Source organism: Acidipila sp. EB88 (genome assembly GCF_003858395.1).
Taxonomy (GTDB): Bacteria; Acidobacteriota; Terriglobia; order Terriglobales; family Acidobacteriaceae; genus EB88.
Genome location: NZ_QWEV01000005.1, coordinates 3855398 through 3870117, shown reverse-complemented (window position 1 = coordinate 3870117; position 14720 = coordinate 3855398). Strand labels below are relative to the sequence as shown.

10 protein-coding genes are annotated in these 14720 nt (G+C 59.3%); 8 read left to right on the top strand and 2 right to left on the bottom strand.

Annotated elements, in window-relative coordinates; genetic code table 11:
* Positions 1 to 48: 48 nt before the first annotated feature.
* The 7 genes from D1Y84_RS16240 to D1Y84_RS16210 all read left to right on the top strand — a co-directional run bounded on the left by D1Y84_RS16240 (position 49) and on the right by D1Y84_RS16210 (position 7267).
* Entirely contained in the window at positions 49 to 414 is a 366-nt protein-coding gene (locus D1Y84_RS16240; protein ID WP_124849616.1) for a cupredoxin domain-containing protein, read from the top strand.
* A gap of 2 nt (positions 415 to 416) precedes the next feature.
* Complete coding sequence (locus D1Y84_RS16235; protein ID WP_124849615.1) at positions 417 to 890, top strand: cytochrome c; 474 nt, start codon at positions 417 to 419, stop codon at positions 888 to 890.
* Positions 891 to 995: 105 nt separating this feature from the next.
* Positions 996 to 2207 (top strand): O-antigen ligase, encoded by a 1212-nt coding sequence (locus tag D1Y84_RS16230; protein ID WP_158615525.1) that lies wholly within the window; start codon positions 996 to 998, stop codon positions 2205 to 2207.
* A 99-nt stretch (positions 2208 to 2306) separates the two neighbouring features.
* A complete protein-coding gene (locus D1Y84_RS16225) occupies positions 2307 to 3047 on the top strand; it encodes a response regulator transcription factor (RefSeq protein WP_370245785.1) in 741 nt (246 codons plus the stop codon).
* Complete coding sequence (locus D1Y84_RS16220) at positions 3037 to 4896, top strand: HAMP domain-containing sensor histidine kinase (protein WP_158615524.1); 1860 nt, start codon at positions 3037 to 3039, stop codon at positions 4894 to 4896. Before D1Y84_RS16225 ends, D1Y84_RS16220 begins: the two co-directional genes overlap by 11 nt.
* A 32-nt stretch (positions 4897 to 4928) precedes the next feature.
* A complete protein-coding gene (locus D1Y84_RS18005) occupies positions 4929 to 6548 on the top strand; it encodes a hypothetical protein (protein WP_233581485.1) in 1620 nt (539 codons plus the stop codon).
* A gap of 56 nt (positions 6549 to 6604) precedes the next feature.
* Entirely contained in the window at positions 6605 to 7267 is a 663-nt protein-coding gene (locus tag D1Y84_RS16210) for a hypothetical protein (protein WP_233581484.1), read from the top strand.
* Between the two features lie 232 nt (positions 7268 to 7499).
* On the opposite strand, the gene D1Y84_RS16205 is transcribed toward D1Y84_RS16210, so the two are convergent.
* On the bottom strand, positions 7500 to 9767 hold the full coding sequence (locus D1Y84_RS16205) for a glycoside hydrolase family 3 C-terminal domain-containing protein (RefSeq protein WP_124850214.1): 2268 nt from the start codon (positions 9765 to 9767) through the stop codon (positions 7500 to 7502).
* Positions 9768 to 9910: 143 nt separating this feature from the next.
* On the bottom strand, positions 9911 to 13642 hold the full coding sequence (locus tag D1Y84_RS16200; RefSeq protein WP_158615523.1) for a carboxypeptidase-like regulatory domain-containing protein: 3732 nt from the start codon (positions 13640 to 13642) through the stop codon (positions 9911 to 9913).
* Between the two features lie 339 nt (positions 13643 to 13981).
* Between D1Y84_RS16200 and D1Y84_RS16195 the strand changes: the two genes are divergently transcribed.
* Complete coding sequence (locus D1Y84_RS16195) at positions 13982 to 14197, top strand: DUF1016 family protein (protein ID WP_124849611.1); 216 nt, start codon at positions 13982 to 13984, stop codon at positions 14195 to 14197.
* The last annotated feature ends 523 nt before the right edge of the window (positions 14198 to 14720 follow it).

Below are 14720 nucleotides of genomic sequence, written 5' to 3'. Positions count from 1 at the left end.
CTGAGCAGGTCACTCGTTTAACTACACATACAGGTTTAAGGAATATTCATGAAAGCTAGATTTGTGTTGCTGGTTCTGCTTGCCGGGGTCTTCACTGCAGGACTGTTCTCGACTCACAAGGTCAAGGCGCAGGCAGCTCCCAAACGCATCGAGATCACGGCAAAGAAATTTGCCTTCGATCCGGGAACGGTCACGCTCAAAAAGGGCGAGCCTGTGGTGCTCGTCATTAAGAGTGCGGATGTCGCGCATGGCCTCCGCTTCCGCGAGCTCAACCTCAATGTCAAGGTCGGCAAGGGTGGCACTGCCGAACTGCCGCTTACGCCGGACAAAACAGGCGACTTTGTAGGACACTGTTCTGTGTTCTGCGGTTCAGGTCATGGCGAGATGACAATGACTCTGCACGTGGTGGATTGATAATGCAGTTCGCGAGGGGAGCTTTGTCCGCTCTGTGCCTCGTGGCAGCCCTGTCTGGCTGCAAGGCCGATGCTCCGAGTGGCCTTGAGACAAGGACTGCCACCTTCGCCAAACACCATATCTTTATTCGCAATGCAAGCCAGCGCAACCCACAGCAGTACACGCATGACAGCTGGCAGGATGGCAAAGAGGCATTCTCGCACTACTGCGTCGCATGCCACGGTGCAGACGGGCAGAACACCGGCGTTCCCTTTGCCACTCATCTTTCCCCGCCGGTTCCGTCACTGGCCTCGGCAGAGGTGCAGAGTTACACCGATGGGCAGCTCAAGTACATCCTCGACTACGGCATTCGACCCTCGGGTATGCCGAGCTCCAAGGGTACGCTCAGCGACGACGAACTCTGGTCCATCGTGATCTTCCTGCGCCATCTCCCCAAGTTGGGCAGCCAGGGTGTTCCTGATATGTACACGCATTGACGAGGGCATTCGCCCGAAATGGCCAATGGTATGAGGGGCATGCATAACAGCGAGCACAAGCGCGAAGCAGTAAGCACGCTGGCAGGCCTGTCTGGAGCACGGGACATGGCTGCCATTGCGGGCTTCTTTTTCGCCCTGCGTCTCGCCACCACACTCCTCTGCGTTCGTGTGTTCGGGCTCTCACCGCAGGCTGCTGCCGGGGCCAAACTGGGCCTCGGCTTCCTGCTCCTCTTCCTTGTTGCGCTCACTACGCTCGGTGGCAGTGACCATGGCTGGCGTTCGATACTGCGGCCGTCGAGCGTGCGATGGGTGCTCGTGTTCCTCGCCTTCTCGGCGAGTAGCCTGCTGTGGAGCGAGACCGGCAGTCTCGCTACCTCACTCCTGTACTGGTGCGGTACCGCCGCCGATGTTACAACCGTGTTGCTGCTTCTGCGCTCTGGCAACGTCGAGGACACCGCGGCGTCCCTGATGGAAGGCTACATCTGTGGTGGCTGCCTGATCGCTTTATGCGGCTGGTTGATGCCGACCCAGTACGATCTTCGGCTTGGCGACGAAGACTACTTCAACTCCAACTCCATCTGCAACGTGTGCGTCTTTGCCGTCGTCTTCGCGCAATACCTCATGCGCACCCGGCAGGCAAGGTGGGGAGTTGCCACTTTGTTTCTCGTGCTGACGATCCTTCGCAGCCTCAGCAAGTCCACCATCACGGCCTTCCTGGTAGCGGAGATTTACCTCGTCCTCAGCGATAATGCTATGAGTCGCCGCACAAAGAAGTGGCTGACCATCGGGGCAATCGCGGCGGCACTCATCTTCTGGGGACTCTTCAAGGCGTACTACGACTTCTATACCACCAATGGCAATCAGGCCGAAACCCTCACTGGACGCACCGCGATCTGGACGTTTGCCGCCGCCGGTGTGCTGGAAAGCCCTTGGATCGGGCATGGCTTCGACTCCATGTGGAACGTGGTTCCGGCATTTGGCACATTTGAGGCAAGGCACGCCGAGAATGAGCTGCTGGAGCAGCTCTATTCGTACGGTGCGGTAGGGCTGCTCGTGCTTTGTGGCGTGTACGGCGCGCTCTTCCGCAACATACGGCGGATGGGTTCGCCAGCATCCAGAGTCATTTGGGCGTGCATGGTGGTGTTTGTGGTAGTCCGGGGCCTTGCGGTGGCAGACGCATTTGACCTGCTGCTGCCGGTATGGACCGTTACGATGACCGGCCTGCTTGTGCAGGCTCAAAGAGCTGGCAGCGAGTCAGCGTCGCCAGCACTTCGACGGGCCACAACCCCGGCAGCACACGCTTTGCCGACGATCTGACCTGTGCCGCCCACACTGCAATCGTCATGCGGCGTGTATTTGTCGAGTTTTCACTGGCGCGTCGACAGACGGATCAAACAGAATGGGAAAGGGTTACCCATGACCATGGATATTGAAACGAGTGAGTACGTACTGGACCCTGCACCCGCACAACCAGAGAACCTCGGCACGATTCTGGTGATTGAAGACGATCCGCGCATGCAGAAAGTTCTTCGAAAGATCTTTGTGGACGAACGCTACGCCGTGGTTGTCGCCGGCGATGGTCACACAGGTCTCGAGCTGTTTCGCAGCGAGCGGCCGATTGCAGTCGTGCTGGACCTCATCCTGCCTGGAATCTCCGGGCGGGAGCTTTGCCAGACACTCAAGAGCATCTCGAGCCAAACACCCGTTATCATCCTGAGCGCCATCAGCGAGGTCGTGGACAAGGTTCTGCTGCTCGAGCTTGGCGCCGATGACTACGTGACCAAACCCTACAGCCCGCGCGAGTTGATGGCGCGCGTGCAGGCAGCGATCCGGCGACAGAGAAAGCCGCCCGTCGCAAGCACCTTCCGCTTTGGCAGCTGCGAGGTCGACTTCAAGAGCATGACAGCCTGGCGCAGTGGCACGCCTGTGGTGCTCACCGCCCACGAGTTCAAGCTGCTGAAGTTCTTTACGGAGAACCTGCACCGCGTGCTCACGCGGGAAGTGCTTCTGAATGAAGTCTGGGGCTATAACGCCTATCCGACAACACGCACCGTGGACAACCAGATCCTGAAGCTCCGGCAAAAGCTCGAAACCGATCCCGCCACGCCCAAGCACCTCCTTACGATCTATGGCGCAGGATACAAGTTTGTTCCCTGAGCGCCTGCTTGCGCGGTCTACCTCCGCGGAGTTGCGCACCCTTGGAAGCACTCCACACGCTCGCCCGGGAATCCGCACGCAGGTGCTGCTCGTCCTTGCCATGGCCATCGTCACCGTCACTGTCACGGCCATGTGCCTGTTCCTCATCCGTCAACGTCTGCGCGCCCAAGTCACTGATGATCTCTCGCATGACCTAAGCCACTCGGTAGTGGCCTTTCACAACCTGCAGGCCGAGCGCCTCTCGGCCCTTGAGCGGGAGAATGCACTACTTGCCGAGCTGCCGACCCTGAAAGCGCTCATGACGAGCGGCGACGACCTGACGATCCAGGACGGTGCCACCGATTTCTGGCAGCTAAGTGGCGATGACCTGTTCGCGCTCGCCGACCCGGGCGGCCGCACGATCGTCGCTTACGCCAGGAACGCTGCCGCGGACGAATCCATGCGTGCCGCGATCCGGTCGCTCATCTCCTCGCCCGGGAAGCACTACCTCATCCACGGCACGTCGCTCTACGCCTGTTCTGCCAAGGCTCTGTACTTCGGCAGCGACGAAGCAGGGACCTTGCTGGGCTACGTCATCAGCGGACTGTCCATCGACCGTGCTGTGCGGCAGATCAGCCAGCCGACCAGTGTCGAGGCCACGTTTCTCAGCGGTGGACGGGTTGTTGCGAGTACGTTGAACGCGGCTGACGAGGCGGCCCTCATAGCCGCACCAGTTACTCCGGGCGCCAGTACGAACCCGCACATGGTCCGCCTCGCCCGGGCCCGATTCCTCTCCGCTGTCGAAGATCTTTCCCCACAGGCCACATTACCCCTGCAACTGGTCGTCCTCAAATCGTTAGAGCCTGCTGAGCGCTGGATCGTACGCGTTGATCGCACCATCCTGAGCACCGGGCTGCTGGCTCTCTTTTCAGGCACAGTGCTGATGATCATTCTTTCTCGGCTTCTCACACGTCCGCTGGAAGAGTTATCCACCGGCGTTCGCGCCTTTGGCCTGGGCGACACGGATTTTCGCATTCCCCGGCACGGCACCCGTGAGGTGCGACAGCTCAGCGAAGCCTTTGCCGCTATGTGCGCAGAGATCGAGCAGGCCAACCGGGCGCGGCTTGAGTCCGAACGGCTCGCAACCATCGGGCGCATGGCAAGCTCGGTGTCGCACGATCTGCGCCATTATCTCGCGGCGGTTTACGCTAATGCAGAGTTCCTAGCCTCCGACCGCCTCTCGCTCGAAGAAAGGGAAGAGATCTTTGCCGACATCCGCACCGCGGTGCTTGGAACCACGGACATGATCGAATCCCTGTTGACCTTCAGTCGTACCGGCAAGAGCTTGCGGAGTTCGCCCGAGCTAGTGACGACCTTACTTGAGAGTGCAACGACGCTGCTGCGTGCGCACCCCGATTCGCAGGGGGTCAAGCTCATCGCGCATCTCGGGGAACCAACCAACACTGCGGCTTTTGTCGACGCGAAGCAGATCGAGCGGGCTCTTCTGAACCTGCTGCTGAATGCGTGCCAGGCAGCCCGGATCGTGGGCAACAGCGCTATGGTAGAAGTCACCCTTGAGGTGCAGCCTCAGTACCTCTCTGTGTATGTCAAAGACAACGGAATCGGGGTGCCGGAGGGGATCCGTGAGAGCCTGTTCGACCCTTTCGTAAGCGAAGGCAAGCAAAAGGGAACTGGCCTCGGCCTCACCCTGGCGCACCGCATCGCGGTGGAGCACGGTGGAGGCGTCACTCTGTTGCGGAGCGTCCCGGGCGAAACGATCTTTCAACTTAAGGTAGCGCGTGTTCTTCAACATGACGACGACCCTGCTTCACCCAGCGCTGCCTCGCAGCGATCAGGTCACCGGCTATGAGAAGTTTCAGAACTAGTCGAAGGGAGTCCGCCTTGCGTAACAAGTGGGTATGGCTGCGTTCGCTGTCGCTCTCTTTCTGGTTGCCTTTGCTATCGCCGCTTGCGGTGGGTATGCCAGCGCAGGTGATGCATGCGCAGGCCGCAAACCAGGTTGACAGCAGCAACCTGGCGGTGCAGGTGCAGTTGTTGACCCGGGCCATGGAGCACGCGCAAGCCCAGCTCGAGCAATCACAACAACAGCTGCAACAGATTCAGCAACAGCTGTCCGGGCTTCGTCAGCAGATGGCGCTGCACGGTTCCGCCGGCACGGCGCCTGCGGGCAGGTATAGTGCTGGCACAGATGCAGCATCAGGTGCGGATCCGCAGGAGGCGCAGAGCCCCGAGGCGGCCGCACTCGCAAAAGCGGTGGATGACCTGCGCGAACGCCAGGAGATGCAGCAGGCGCAGATTGCGGCGCATGAGCAAAGCAAGGTGGAGAGTGAGTCGAAGTATCCGGTGCGCATCACGGGCATGCTTTTGCTGAATGGCTTCGTAAATACACGGAACGTCGATGTAGCTCCGACCCCCACGCTTGCGTTGCCGGGCGCGGGCAGCACCGGTGCCTCCGTCCGGCAAACCGTGCTGGGCATCAATGCGCAGGGGCCCCATGTTTTCGGCGCGCGCAGCTCGGCCGAACTCCGCGTCGACTTCAGCGGCGAGTCGCAACCCAGCAGCGCCGCTACACCCAACTATGCGGGCTACTACAGCAGCAACGCCACCTTCCTCAGGCTGCGCACCGCACATGCCGGCCTCCAGTGGGCGCATACCGAGGCTTTCTTCTCCCTGGACAAACCACTGTTCAGCCCTGACTCGCCAACCTCTCTCACTGCGGTCGCTGAACCTGCGCTGGCCTGGTCGGGCAACCTGTGGACGTGGAATCCCCAACTCGGCGTCACACGGGATGTCCCCTTCGCCCGCTCCCGCGACCTCCGGTTGCAGGCAGGACTCATCGATGTCGGCGATGCGCCGCTTCCTGCGGTGACGACGACCGCGGTGATGCAGGGGCAGGCGCCATCATTGGCGGAGCGAAGTCGCTGGCCCGGTCTGGAAGCCCGAGTCGCACTCCTTAGGTCCACTACACCTGAGCAAGGCAGCCATATCGGGTTCGGCGAATACTTCGCGCCTCATCTTGACCCTAACGGCCACCGGTTCAATGCCTGGGCTGGAACCCTCGATGGGCGTTTGCAGCTGCCCTTGGCATTCTCGCTCAGCGGGAGCTTCTACCGGGGGCAGGCACTGGGCGGACTGGGCGGTGGTGCATACAAGGACCTCACCTACTCCGTGGGCCAGACCTCAGGCAGCGCATACTACTATCCTCTCAGCGATGTTGGCGGCTGGGCTCAGCTTAAAGAACGGGTAAGCGAGAGGTTCGAATGGAACGTGGCTCTCGGCATTGACGACGCTTTTGCCAGCGAACTGCGACGCTACGCGGAGCCGGGCGGAACGATCTATAACTCGCTCGCGAGAAATCAAACCTACACTAGCAACGTGATCTACAGCCCGAGCACCTACGTACTCTTTTCCATCGAGTTCCGTCACCTGGTAAGCTCACCGATCGATGGTGGTGCCGCAGCCAGCAACGTCATCGGGCTCGGCGCAGGATACCGCTTTTGATGGGCAGGCTACTTATCCCGTGGTTGCTGGTTTCCTCCTTGTGCCTGCCAGCGCCAATGGCCGCTGCACAGAGCCGCACATTGGCCGCCTCTTCGGCCGAGCTGCACCTGCGGATCGTGTCACCAAACGGCAGTCCTCAGTCGAGCGTACCGGCGGCGGTGTGGCTCATGCCACTGGAAGGAACCCCAGCGCGGCCATTTTTGCCGCATGGCCCGTACACACTGCTGCAGAAAAAACGGACCTTCCTGCCGCACCTGCAAGTCATCCCGGCAGGGAGCGTCGTTCAGTTCCCCAACGCCGACCCGTTCTTTCATAACGTCTTCTCGCTTTTTGATGGCAAGCGCTTCGACCTCGGCCTCTACGAAGCAGGCTCTAGCAAGTCCGTGACGTTTTCACGCGTAGGCGTTTCCTATATCTTCTGCAACATCCATCCTGAGATGAGCGCGGTTGTGCTAGCACTCTCCACGCCCCTGTATGCGCTGGCCGACGCCAGCAACGCAGTCGATCTTCGCGATATCCCGCCTGGTGACTACAGTCTCAACTTCTGGATTGAAGGTGTGCCTCAAATGGCGCTCAGCAGGTTGAGTCAGCAGCTGCATCTAGCTCCCGGTAGGACCGATCTCAGGGACCTGAAGGCGCCGATCAGCCGCAAAGATGCTATCCAACACTCCAACGAGTTCGGTATGCCTTACGTCCAAGAGCCAGAGAAGCCTTACTAGAGCGACTATCCCGCAGACGCGTGGCAACTAGGCGCTAGCCGTTCCAAGCGCGGCAGCAAGGGTCCACTGGATGGAAGCAGTGAGGTCGGTTAGCATCTCCACGTGTCGCTTGCGCGGCCGACTATGCTCCTAAGCGGCGCTGTCGCGGTTACCGGGTTGATCGTCTGAGAGCGATGGCGGGCTGACCGAATGAATAGACCGGATGGCCAGCCTGCAGTCTCCTTCCTGCCCCTTACGGTTGCACCTCTATCAGCTTTCTCCCTCGAATGTCCGCCGAAGAAGCTCCCACCCGCAGCTCCACCCGGTCGGGCTCCAGCGTCCACCCATGCGTCACCTCATTCCAGTACCGTAAGTCGTCCGCCTTCAGCGGTATCGTCACCGGCACAGTCTGCCCAGTCGCCACATGCACCCGCTGGAAGCCTTTCAGTTCCTCCAGTGGGCGCGCAACCTTCGATCCCTGGTGCGACACATACAACTGCACTACCTCATCCCCGTCACGGCTTCCCGTGTTTGTCACATCGACTGTGACATTGTCCGTCTCGCCAGTACGCATTGTTGACTCGCTTACCCGCAAGTTCCTGTACCTGAAAGTTGTGTAACTCAAACCAAACCCAAAAGGGTACAGGGGCGTTCCCTTGCTGTACATGTAAGTTCGCCCATCCCGGATGTTGTAATCCATCATCGGCGGCAGCTGATCTTCACTTGCAGGCCAAGTCGTCGTCAGGTGCCCCGCCGGGTTGTACTCTCCAAAGATCACCTTTGCCAGTGCCGTCCCCTCATCCTGCGACGAGTGCGTCATGTGCAAGATCGCCGGAACGTACTTCTGGCTCCAGTTGATTGTGTACGAAAACGAAGAGACCAGCACCATCACCGTCCGCGGATTCACTGCAATCACCTGCTTCACCAGCTGCTCTTGCTCCAACTGCAGCGACTCGCGATCCCGCCCTTCGCGCCCATCGCTTGGTGTCGAGCAGGCCAGCGTTCCCCCGCCATCCACCGTTGCATGCCAGTCGCGCCCCATATCGGCTCCGCATGTCGGATCATTACCCACTACCACAATCGCCACATCCGACATCCGCGCCGCATTAATTGCCGCCTGGTTGTCCTCATTCGCCGCGTAGTTGACCCGCACATATGGACCCAATGCTGCCTTGATACCATCGAGCGGCGTCACCGCATAGGGCGGGGTCCCTCCATACCAATCCCAACGTACCGAGTCTGCAAGCGGCCCGATTACCGCGATTGACTTGATAGACTTCCTCTCCAGCGGCAGCGTTCCACCCTCGTTCTTCAACAGGGTCACGCTTTCCAGCGCCATTCGACGCGATACATCGCGATCTTTCTCGCTGTCCCAGGGCTCGGCTACCGACTCCGCTTGCGAGGTCGCCTTTGCATTTGCAGAGGCAGGCACCCCCGCCGGCGGCGTTCCGTCCGCATTCATCTCCGTCGGAGCCACATACTCCACGCCCGGGTCCAGCAACCCCAGCTTCAACGACACCAAAAACTTTCGTCGCAGGAGCGCATCCAGTTCGGCCTCGGACACCGAGCCTTCCTTTACCGCTGCCGTTGTCTCATCCTTCCACTGGTCCAGAAATTGATTAATGCCGGCATGAAGACACGCAATCACCGCACTCTTCTGATCTGGATACTTCTTGTGATCGGTCCACAAGAGCTTCACAGCCCCACCATCGGAGGACAGTACGTCCACTCCCCACTTCTCCTCCACAATCGACTTCAGAATGGGGTTGACCACCATCGGTGTTCCATTCCACGCGTTATAGCTTGCCATCACTCCGCGCGCGCCACCCTCAGTAAAGCCCATCCGGAACGGCACTGAGTAGTACTCCCAGAAAAGCCGCTCATCAAATATCGAGTTCGACTTCGTCCGCAAGTCCTCGTTAGAGTTCGCCAGAAAATGCTTCAACAGCGCCGCCGCCTGCCAATGGTTTGGGTCCGGCCCCTGGAGCCCCATCACGAAATGCACCACCATCGACCCGTTCAAGAATGGGTCCTCGCCATACACCTCTTCAGTCCGTCCCCAGCGCGGATCGCGAGCTAAATCCGCCTGCGGCCCCCACAACATCAGCTTTGGCTCGTTGTACTTGGGGGAGTCAGAAATAAATCGCCCCTCGGCCCCTTCTACCCCGGCAGCCTCTTGCACCAGCGCCGGATCCCAAGTCTCTCCCATCCCCGGCGGCTGTGGAAACTGCGTCGTCGGGATCATCTGCCGATTCTTCCTGTAGTCCCCGCGTTCCACGACTCCGTGAATTCCCTCCGATGAACCGAAGCTGCGAATCTTTAACCGGGGCACCGATGTATTTGTTCCAAGGCAGGCGATCTTTTCCTCGAGCGTCATCTGCTTCAGCAAATCATCAATCCGGGTTTCCGGCGCGAGCGAGACATTCCGAAAAGCCGGCTCGCTACCATCAGCTGTTTGCGCCGTCAAGGGCGCACAGGAGAGGGAAGCAGCACATGCAGCGACTAGCATCAAAGCTTGCATCTTCAAAGTGATTTTCCTAAAGACAGAGATTTTGGCCCATTCTAGGGTCCGCGATAGATAGGGATCAACTCCCCGCGGCTGCCACTTTAATCACGCAAAAGGAGACCCCAGAAGGTCTCCTTTGCGTAAAGAATACTTGCGGATTAAAAGTTGTACTTAAGACTCAGCTCCAGGATACGACGACCCTCCCGTAGGGGCGAGTAGCCGAAGTTTTTTGTCGAGGGCGAAAGAGTTGCAGAGTTTTCCTGCGTCGTCTGCGTGTTGTTGCTCAGATTCAGCGTGGTTTCGTTTCCATTTACATCCGAGTTATTGAAGCTCGAATTTGCATGGTTGATGAAGTTAAACGCCGCGATGCGAAGCTGCACATTCTGCGACTCTGCGATCTTGAAGTTCTTGGTGGCGGTGAGATCGGTGTCCGTAAATGCTGGCGCGTGGATGTACGGGAACACGTACTGCCCATTCACGCCAGGGCGTGCCGGCAGTGCAAAGCACGCGCTGTTGATGGTTTGATGGGGAGCGGTCTTGATCGACGGATCGCATGTCAGGACGGGCTGCAGGAGGTAATCGGGAGTTCCAAGCAGTGCGGCGGCGCTGACGTTGGTTACGGCCGAAGGCTGTACGGAGGGGTCACCCAGTCCACCCCCCAGTCCGAAGTTGGGGCTAATGACGTCCTGAGCGTTTTGCCCTGCCTGGATTTGCGTGATGCCCGAGATTTGCCAGCCGTTGGTAGCGCCGCCGATGTAGCGGTTTTTCACAAGACGACCGAAATCGTAGGAGTAATTGGCATTGAAGATGTGGGTGCGGTCGAAGCCGAGCGCGCGGTAGTTGTTGTGCACGTTGATCGGGTCCGCGGGGGATGAGGTTTCGCCATCAGCGCCGACCGAACCCAACGCCTTGGAGAAGGTGTAGTTCAAGCTGTAGTTCAGCTTGCCCTGCTGCTTGGCCCAACTTACTTCAAGGGCGTTGAAGTTTGAGTAGAGTCGATGGCTCGCTGCCTCGATGTGCGTGTAAAAGGGGTACTTGCGAAATGCATTCTGCTGAGCGGTGCTTAATGCGCCGGCAGCGATCGTAGCCGGGCCGACGTTGGTCGGAATATTGCCGCCAAATAGCGCTCCGATCGGCAGCGCGTTCTGGTCGTCGACATACACCCCATTGTTAGCTCCGCTGTCGAGCAGATGGTCAGAACGGTTGCCGACGTAAGAGATCTCAAGCGTGCTGTTGAGGGCTAGCTTCTGATCCACGGCAAAGTTATAGGTGTACACCTGAGGCTGCTCGCTGTCTCCTCGCAGGAACGCAGAGGGTGAGCTGTTCTGCGCGCCGCCGCCACCCGAGGCGATCGGCAGATTCGTCGCACTGATGGTGGACAGCAACTCATAGTTCGCAGTGCTCAGATATTGCCCTTCGGAGGTCCCTATGCCCTCGGTTGCGTCGTTGAACGAGTCGTGCGCGCGGTAGATGCCGTAGCCGGCGCGTACCACGGTCAACCCCGTTCCACGCGGATCCCAGGCGAGGCCAACGCGTGGCTCGTAGAAGACGGCACGCGTGCCCAGGCCACCCTTGGGGATGCTCGGATCAATGCCGTGCCACAGAAAGCCCGGCAGCGGCGCCGCGGCCGTGGGCACGCCCGACCCATAAGCTGTTGGATCCCAAACTGGCACACCATCGTTGCGCGTGTCGGTAAAGGGCGTGAGGTGCTCCAGCCGAAGTCCGATGTCAAGCGTCAGGCGCGGCGAGATGCGCCAGTGATCCTGCCCGTAGCCGGAGATGTTCCAGAAGTACAGATCAGGATGCACGTTGATGTTCTGCTGGGTGAAGGTTGCAACATGCCCTTCGAGGAAGTTGGCAAGGTTGTTGCCGACATTCGTGCTTGCCGCATCGTTGGCGGTTGCGGGACCGGTGTTGTGCACCAGGCCCGCGACCGGATCGGTAAACGCATTGAAAGGAAATGCCGTGCTGCTGATTGTGCCGTTCGGGGTCTGGAAGGCGTTGACTTCGTTGTTGTTTGTCAGCTCGGTGAAAAAGCCAATGCGTACCGTGTGTGCTCCAAACAGAGCTGTCAGGTTGTCGCCGCCGCCGCGGATCCATTTCTTGGCATAGATGCCGCCGTAGGAGGTATCGGGCGTGCGGTTAACGGGCAGATTGCCGTAGTCCTCGAGTGTCGGATACTGCACATCGCCATTGGCGTAAATGCCGTGATACGGATAGCCGATCGAAGCAGAGTTGAAGAGACTCTGATCTTTCGCCACGAAGTTCTGCAGCAGATATGCTCCCTGACCATATAGCTCGTTTGTGAGCTTGGCATTGACGATGGTGGTCAGGTTGAAGGAGCCAGTTTCCGAGTTGATGGTGCTCAGCAGCCCGCCGCCAGGAAGGTTAGTCCCGCCGAATGTACCGCGAGCCGAGTAGTACTCGTTCTGCGGAACGCCGCTGCTGCCTGCTTCCTTGGTGTAGACGAGGAACAGGCGGTTCTTATCGGAGATTTGATCATCGACACGCGCATGCGCTTCCCACAGGTTGTTGTCAGTGAGGTTGGTCGTGATGTAGTTGTAAGTGCCGTTGCTGGCCTGGTTCGGCAGCGGCAGCGTGTTGTACAGCGCCTGCGCGCCGGGATCAATGAAGTTAGCCGGGATCTGGCCGTTGGTGATGGCCCCGCCATTCGGGGTCTGCTGTGGAATGGCGCAAACGCCCGCGTAGGTGCCGTTCTGGCAGGCCGATCCATTGCCCACCGGGGTGTAGTTCTGCCCGAGATACTGCTGAAGCTGGGCAGCGCTGAAGTCGCCGGTGCGCATGCCGGCGGTGGGCACAAGGGCTGTCAGCACTGCTGAGCCTGCGCTGCCGTATGCGTAGACATTCCGCTGGGCATAGTCTTCCGCGCCGACAAAGAAGGTCAGGTGCTTGCTCTTGTTGAAGTCAAGGCCGGGAATGGCAACCGGGCCTCCGAACGTGAAGCCCGGGTACACTTGGCGGTCCGGCGGCTGGGGCTGGGCGGTGTAGTTCGAGATCCAGTCATTGGAGTTGAGCTGGTTGGTGCGCGCGTAGGTATAGAGCGAGCCATGGAAATGGTCGCCGCCCGACTTGCCGACTGCATTGATGACGATTGGACCGTGCGCTGTGTCCGCGCTGAAGCTCGAAGTCTGTGCCTTTACCTCGGCCACGAACTCGTAGTTGATGTTCTGGATTGCCGCACCAAAGTTGCCGGGGTCCGTCACGTCCGCACCATCCGTAAGAATGGCCACTCCATTGAGCGGGGTTCCGTTGCCGGAGTACGAGCCCGCGGCCCCGTTCACGCTGACCTGCGAGGGATCATACGCGCGGTTGTCCGTGCCTGTGGTGGCAATCGCAAAGCCAGGCAGTGTCTTGAACAGCTCTGTTACATCTCTGCCTTCGACAGAGAGGTGCGCGATCTGCTCCGCAGAGATCAACGAGCTGATCTCGCCCGAGTCGAGGTTGATCTGGGTATCCGCGGTGACCGTGACGTTCTCTGCAGGTCCTCCGCCGGCACCTAGGTGAATGTCGCGCAGCGACCGCTGATCGCCTGGATCCACGTGGACGCCGTTGGCCGTGTAGTTCTGGAAACCGGCCACTTCGATCGTGACCTGGTAGTCGCCGGTCGGGATGGACGGAAACGAGAATAAGCCTGCGCCGTCGCTCTGCACGGTGCGCGTCTGGCCATTCAACGTGTTCTTGATCGTCACCTTCGCGTTCGGGATGACTGAGTTGGCCGTGTCCTGCACCGTGCCGGAGATGGTCGCGGTGGTGACCTGAGCCAGGAGACCAGTGAACGACGAGAGGAACACGGCGGTGGATGCCGCAAAGAGTCGAATGCGGTAATTGGAACGCGGCCGTGAGGCGGATCGGATGGTGTATTGCATCATGGAACTCCTTGAAGTCGCTCTGCGTCGGCCAGAATTATGGCTCCGACTTCTAAAGCAAGCGATGTTATCTGCTTGCAAAAGCATGCAGCGAGCGAACCGGACTCGTCGTTCGAGCGCGTGATCGCTGCGGGTAGCAGGTTTGTTTGTTATTCCAACAATTTGCCAACGAGACGATAACATCTCAGGGCAAGACTTGGAAAGACAGGCTGCTGCTCCATTGCAGGTCGTAGCGTCGGATCCCTTGATAAAAGACCTTGGACGAGTCAGGAATTCCAGCGCAGCCGATCAATCTTGCAATGGCCCTTGCAATAAGCAGGCAAAGGACGAAGACTCGCCCCTATGAAGCAGGGACTCGGTCCATCTCTCGGCTACGAAGAACTCCTGGAAGATCTGAAAGACCGCATCCGCGAAGCTCAGGTTAGGGCGGCCATGGCCGTAAGCAGGGAACTGGTCTTGCTCTCTCGGACCGTCGGTCGCGAAATGAACAACCGCTTTGGGCAGCAAGAGTGGGGCATCAGGATTATCGATCGGCTCGCTGGCGACCTACAAGATTGATTTTCATGCGTCGAAGGGTCTAGTCCGCGCATCTTCGATCCATGCGTTCGCCCTGCCGAGGCTTAGCCGGAGCCCGAGATCTTGCAACAGCTAATTGCAATGCTGCTCTAGGGCCACAATGTCCGTGTGCTCGAACAGATAAAGAACCGCGCCACGCGCGAGTGGTAACTTCGCGCTGCGCTCGCATACGGTGAGTCAAAGCATCCGGTCACTCAGATTGACACGCGGTTGCACGAGCGGGAAGCGGAGGTACTCACCGACTTCCAACGCACCCTGCCGCCGGCTCAAACCTGCGGAACAAGTTCCCAAGCTTCCCGAGGCCAAGTCCGTCGATACAAGCTTGTCTAGACTTAGCTTTACTATCAAACGCTTCAGCTTTCAGGACTCCTGTTCCGGTTCCTTCAGCCGCTTCGCCTGGTCCACCTACAGCCCGCCGTACTCCTTTGGCCAACGGAGTACGTCTGCTCCACAATCCCTGCTTCCTTGCAGGCTGGTGCTATCGTCTTCCCGTTCGATATGGCCA

Excerpts from the sequence above, each read along its gene's own strand:
- D1Y84_RS16240 (WP_124849616.1), top strand. The coding sequence starts at position 49 with ATGAAAGCTAGATTTGTGTTGCTGGTTCTGCTTGCCGGGGTCTTCACT.
- D1Y84_RS16235 (WP_124849615.1), top strand. The coding sequence starts at position 417 with ATGCAGTTCGCGAGGGGAGCTTTGTCCGCTCTGTGCCTCGTGGCAGCC.
- D1Y84_RS16230 (WP_158615525.1), top strand. The coding sequence starts at position 996 with ATGGCTGCCATTGCGGGCTTCTTTTTCGCCCTGCGTCTCGCCACCACA.
- D1Y84_RS16225 (WP_370245785.1), top strand. The coding sequence starts at position 2,307 with ATGACCATGGATATTGAAACGAGTGAGTACGTACTGGACCCTGCACCC.
- D1Y84_RS16210 (WP_233581484.1), top strand. The coding sequence starts at position 6,605 with ATGGCCGCTGCACAGAGCCGCACATTGGCCGCCTCTTCGGCCGAGCTG.
- D1Y84_RS16205 (WP_124850214.1), bottom strand. The coding sequence starts at position 9,767 with ATGCAAGCTTTGATGCTAGTCGCTGCATGTGCTGCTTCCCTCTCCTGT.
- D1Y84_RS16200 (WP_158615523.1), bottom strand. The coding sequence starts at position 13,642 with ATGATGCAATACACCATCCGATCCGCCTCACGGCCGCGTTCCAATTAC.
- D1Y84_RS16195 (WP_124849611.1), top strand. The coding sequence starts at position 13,982 with ATGAAGCAGGGACTCGGTCCATCTCTCGGCTACGAAGAACTCCTGGAA.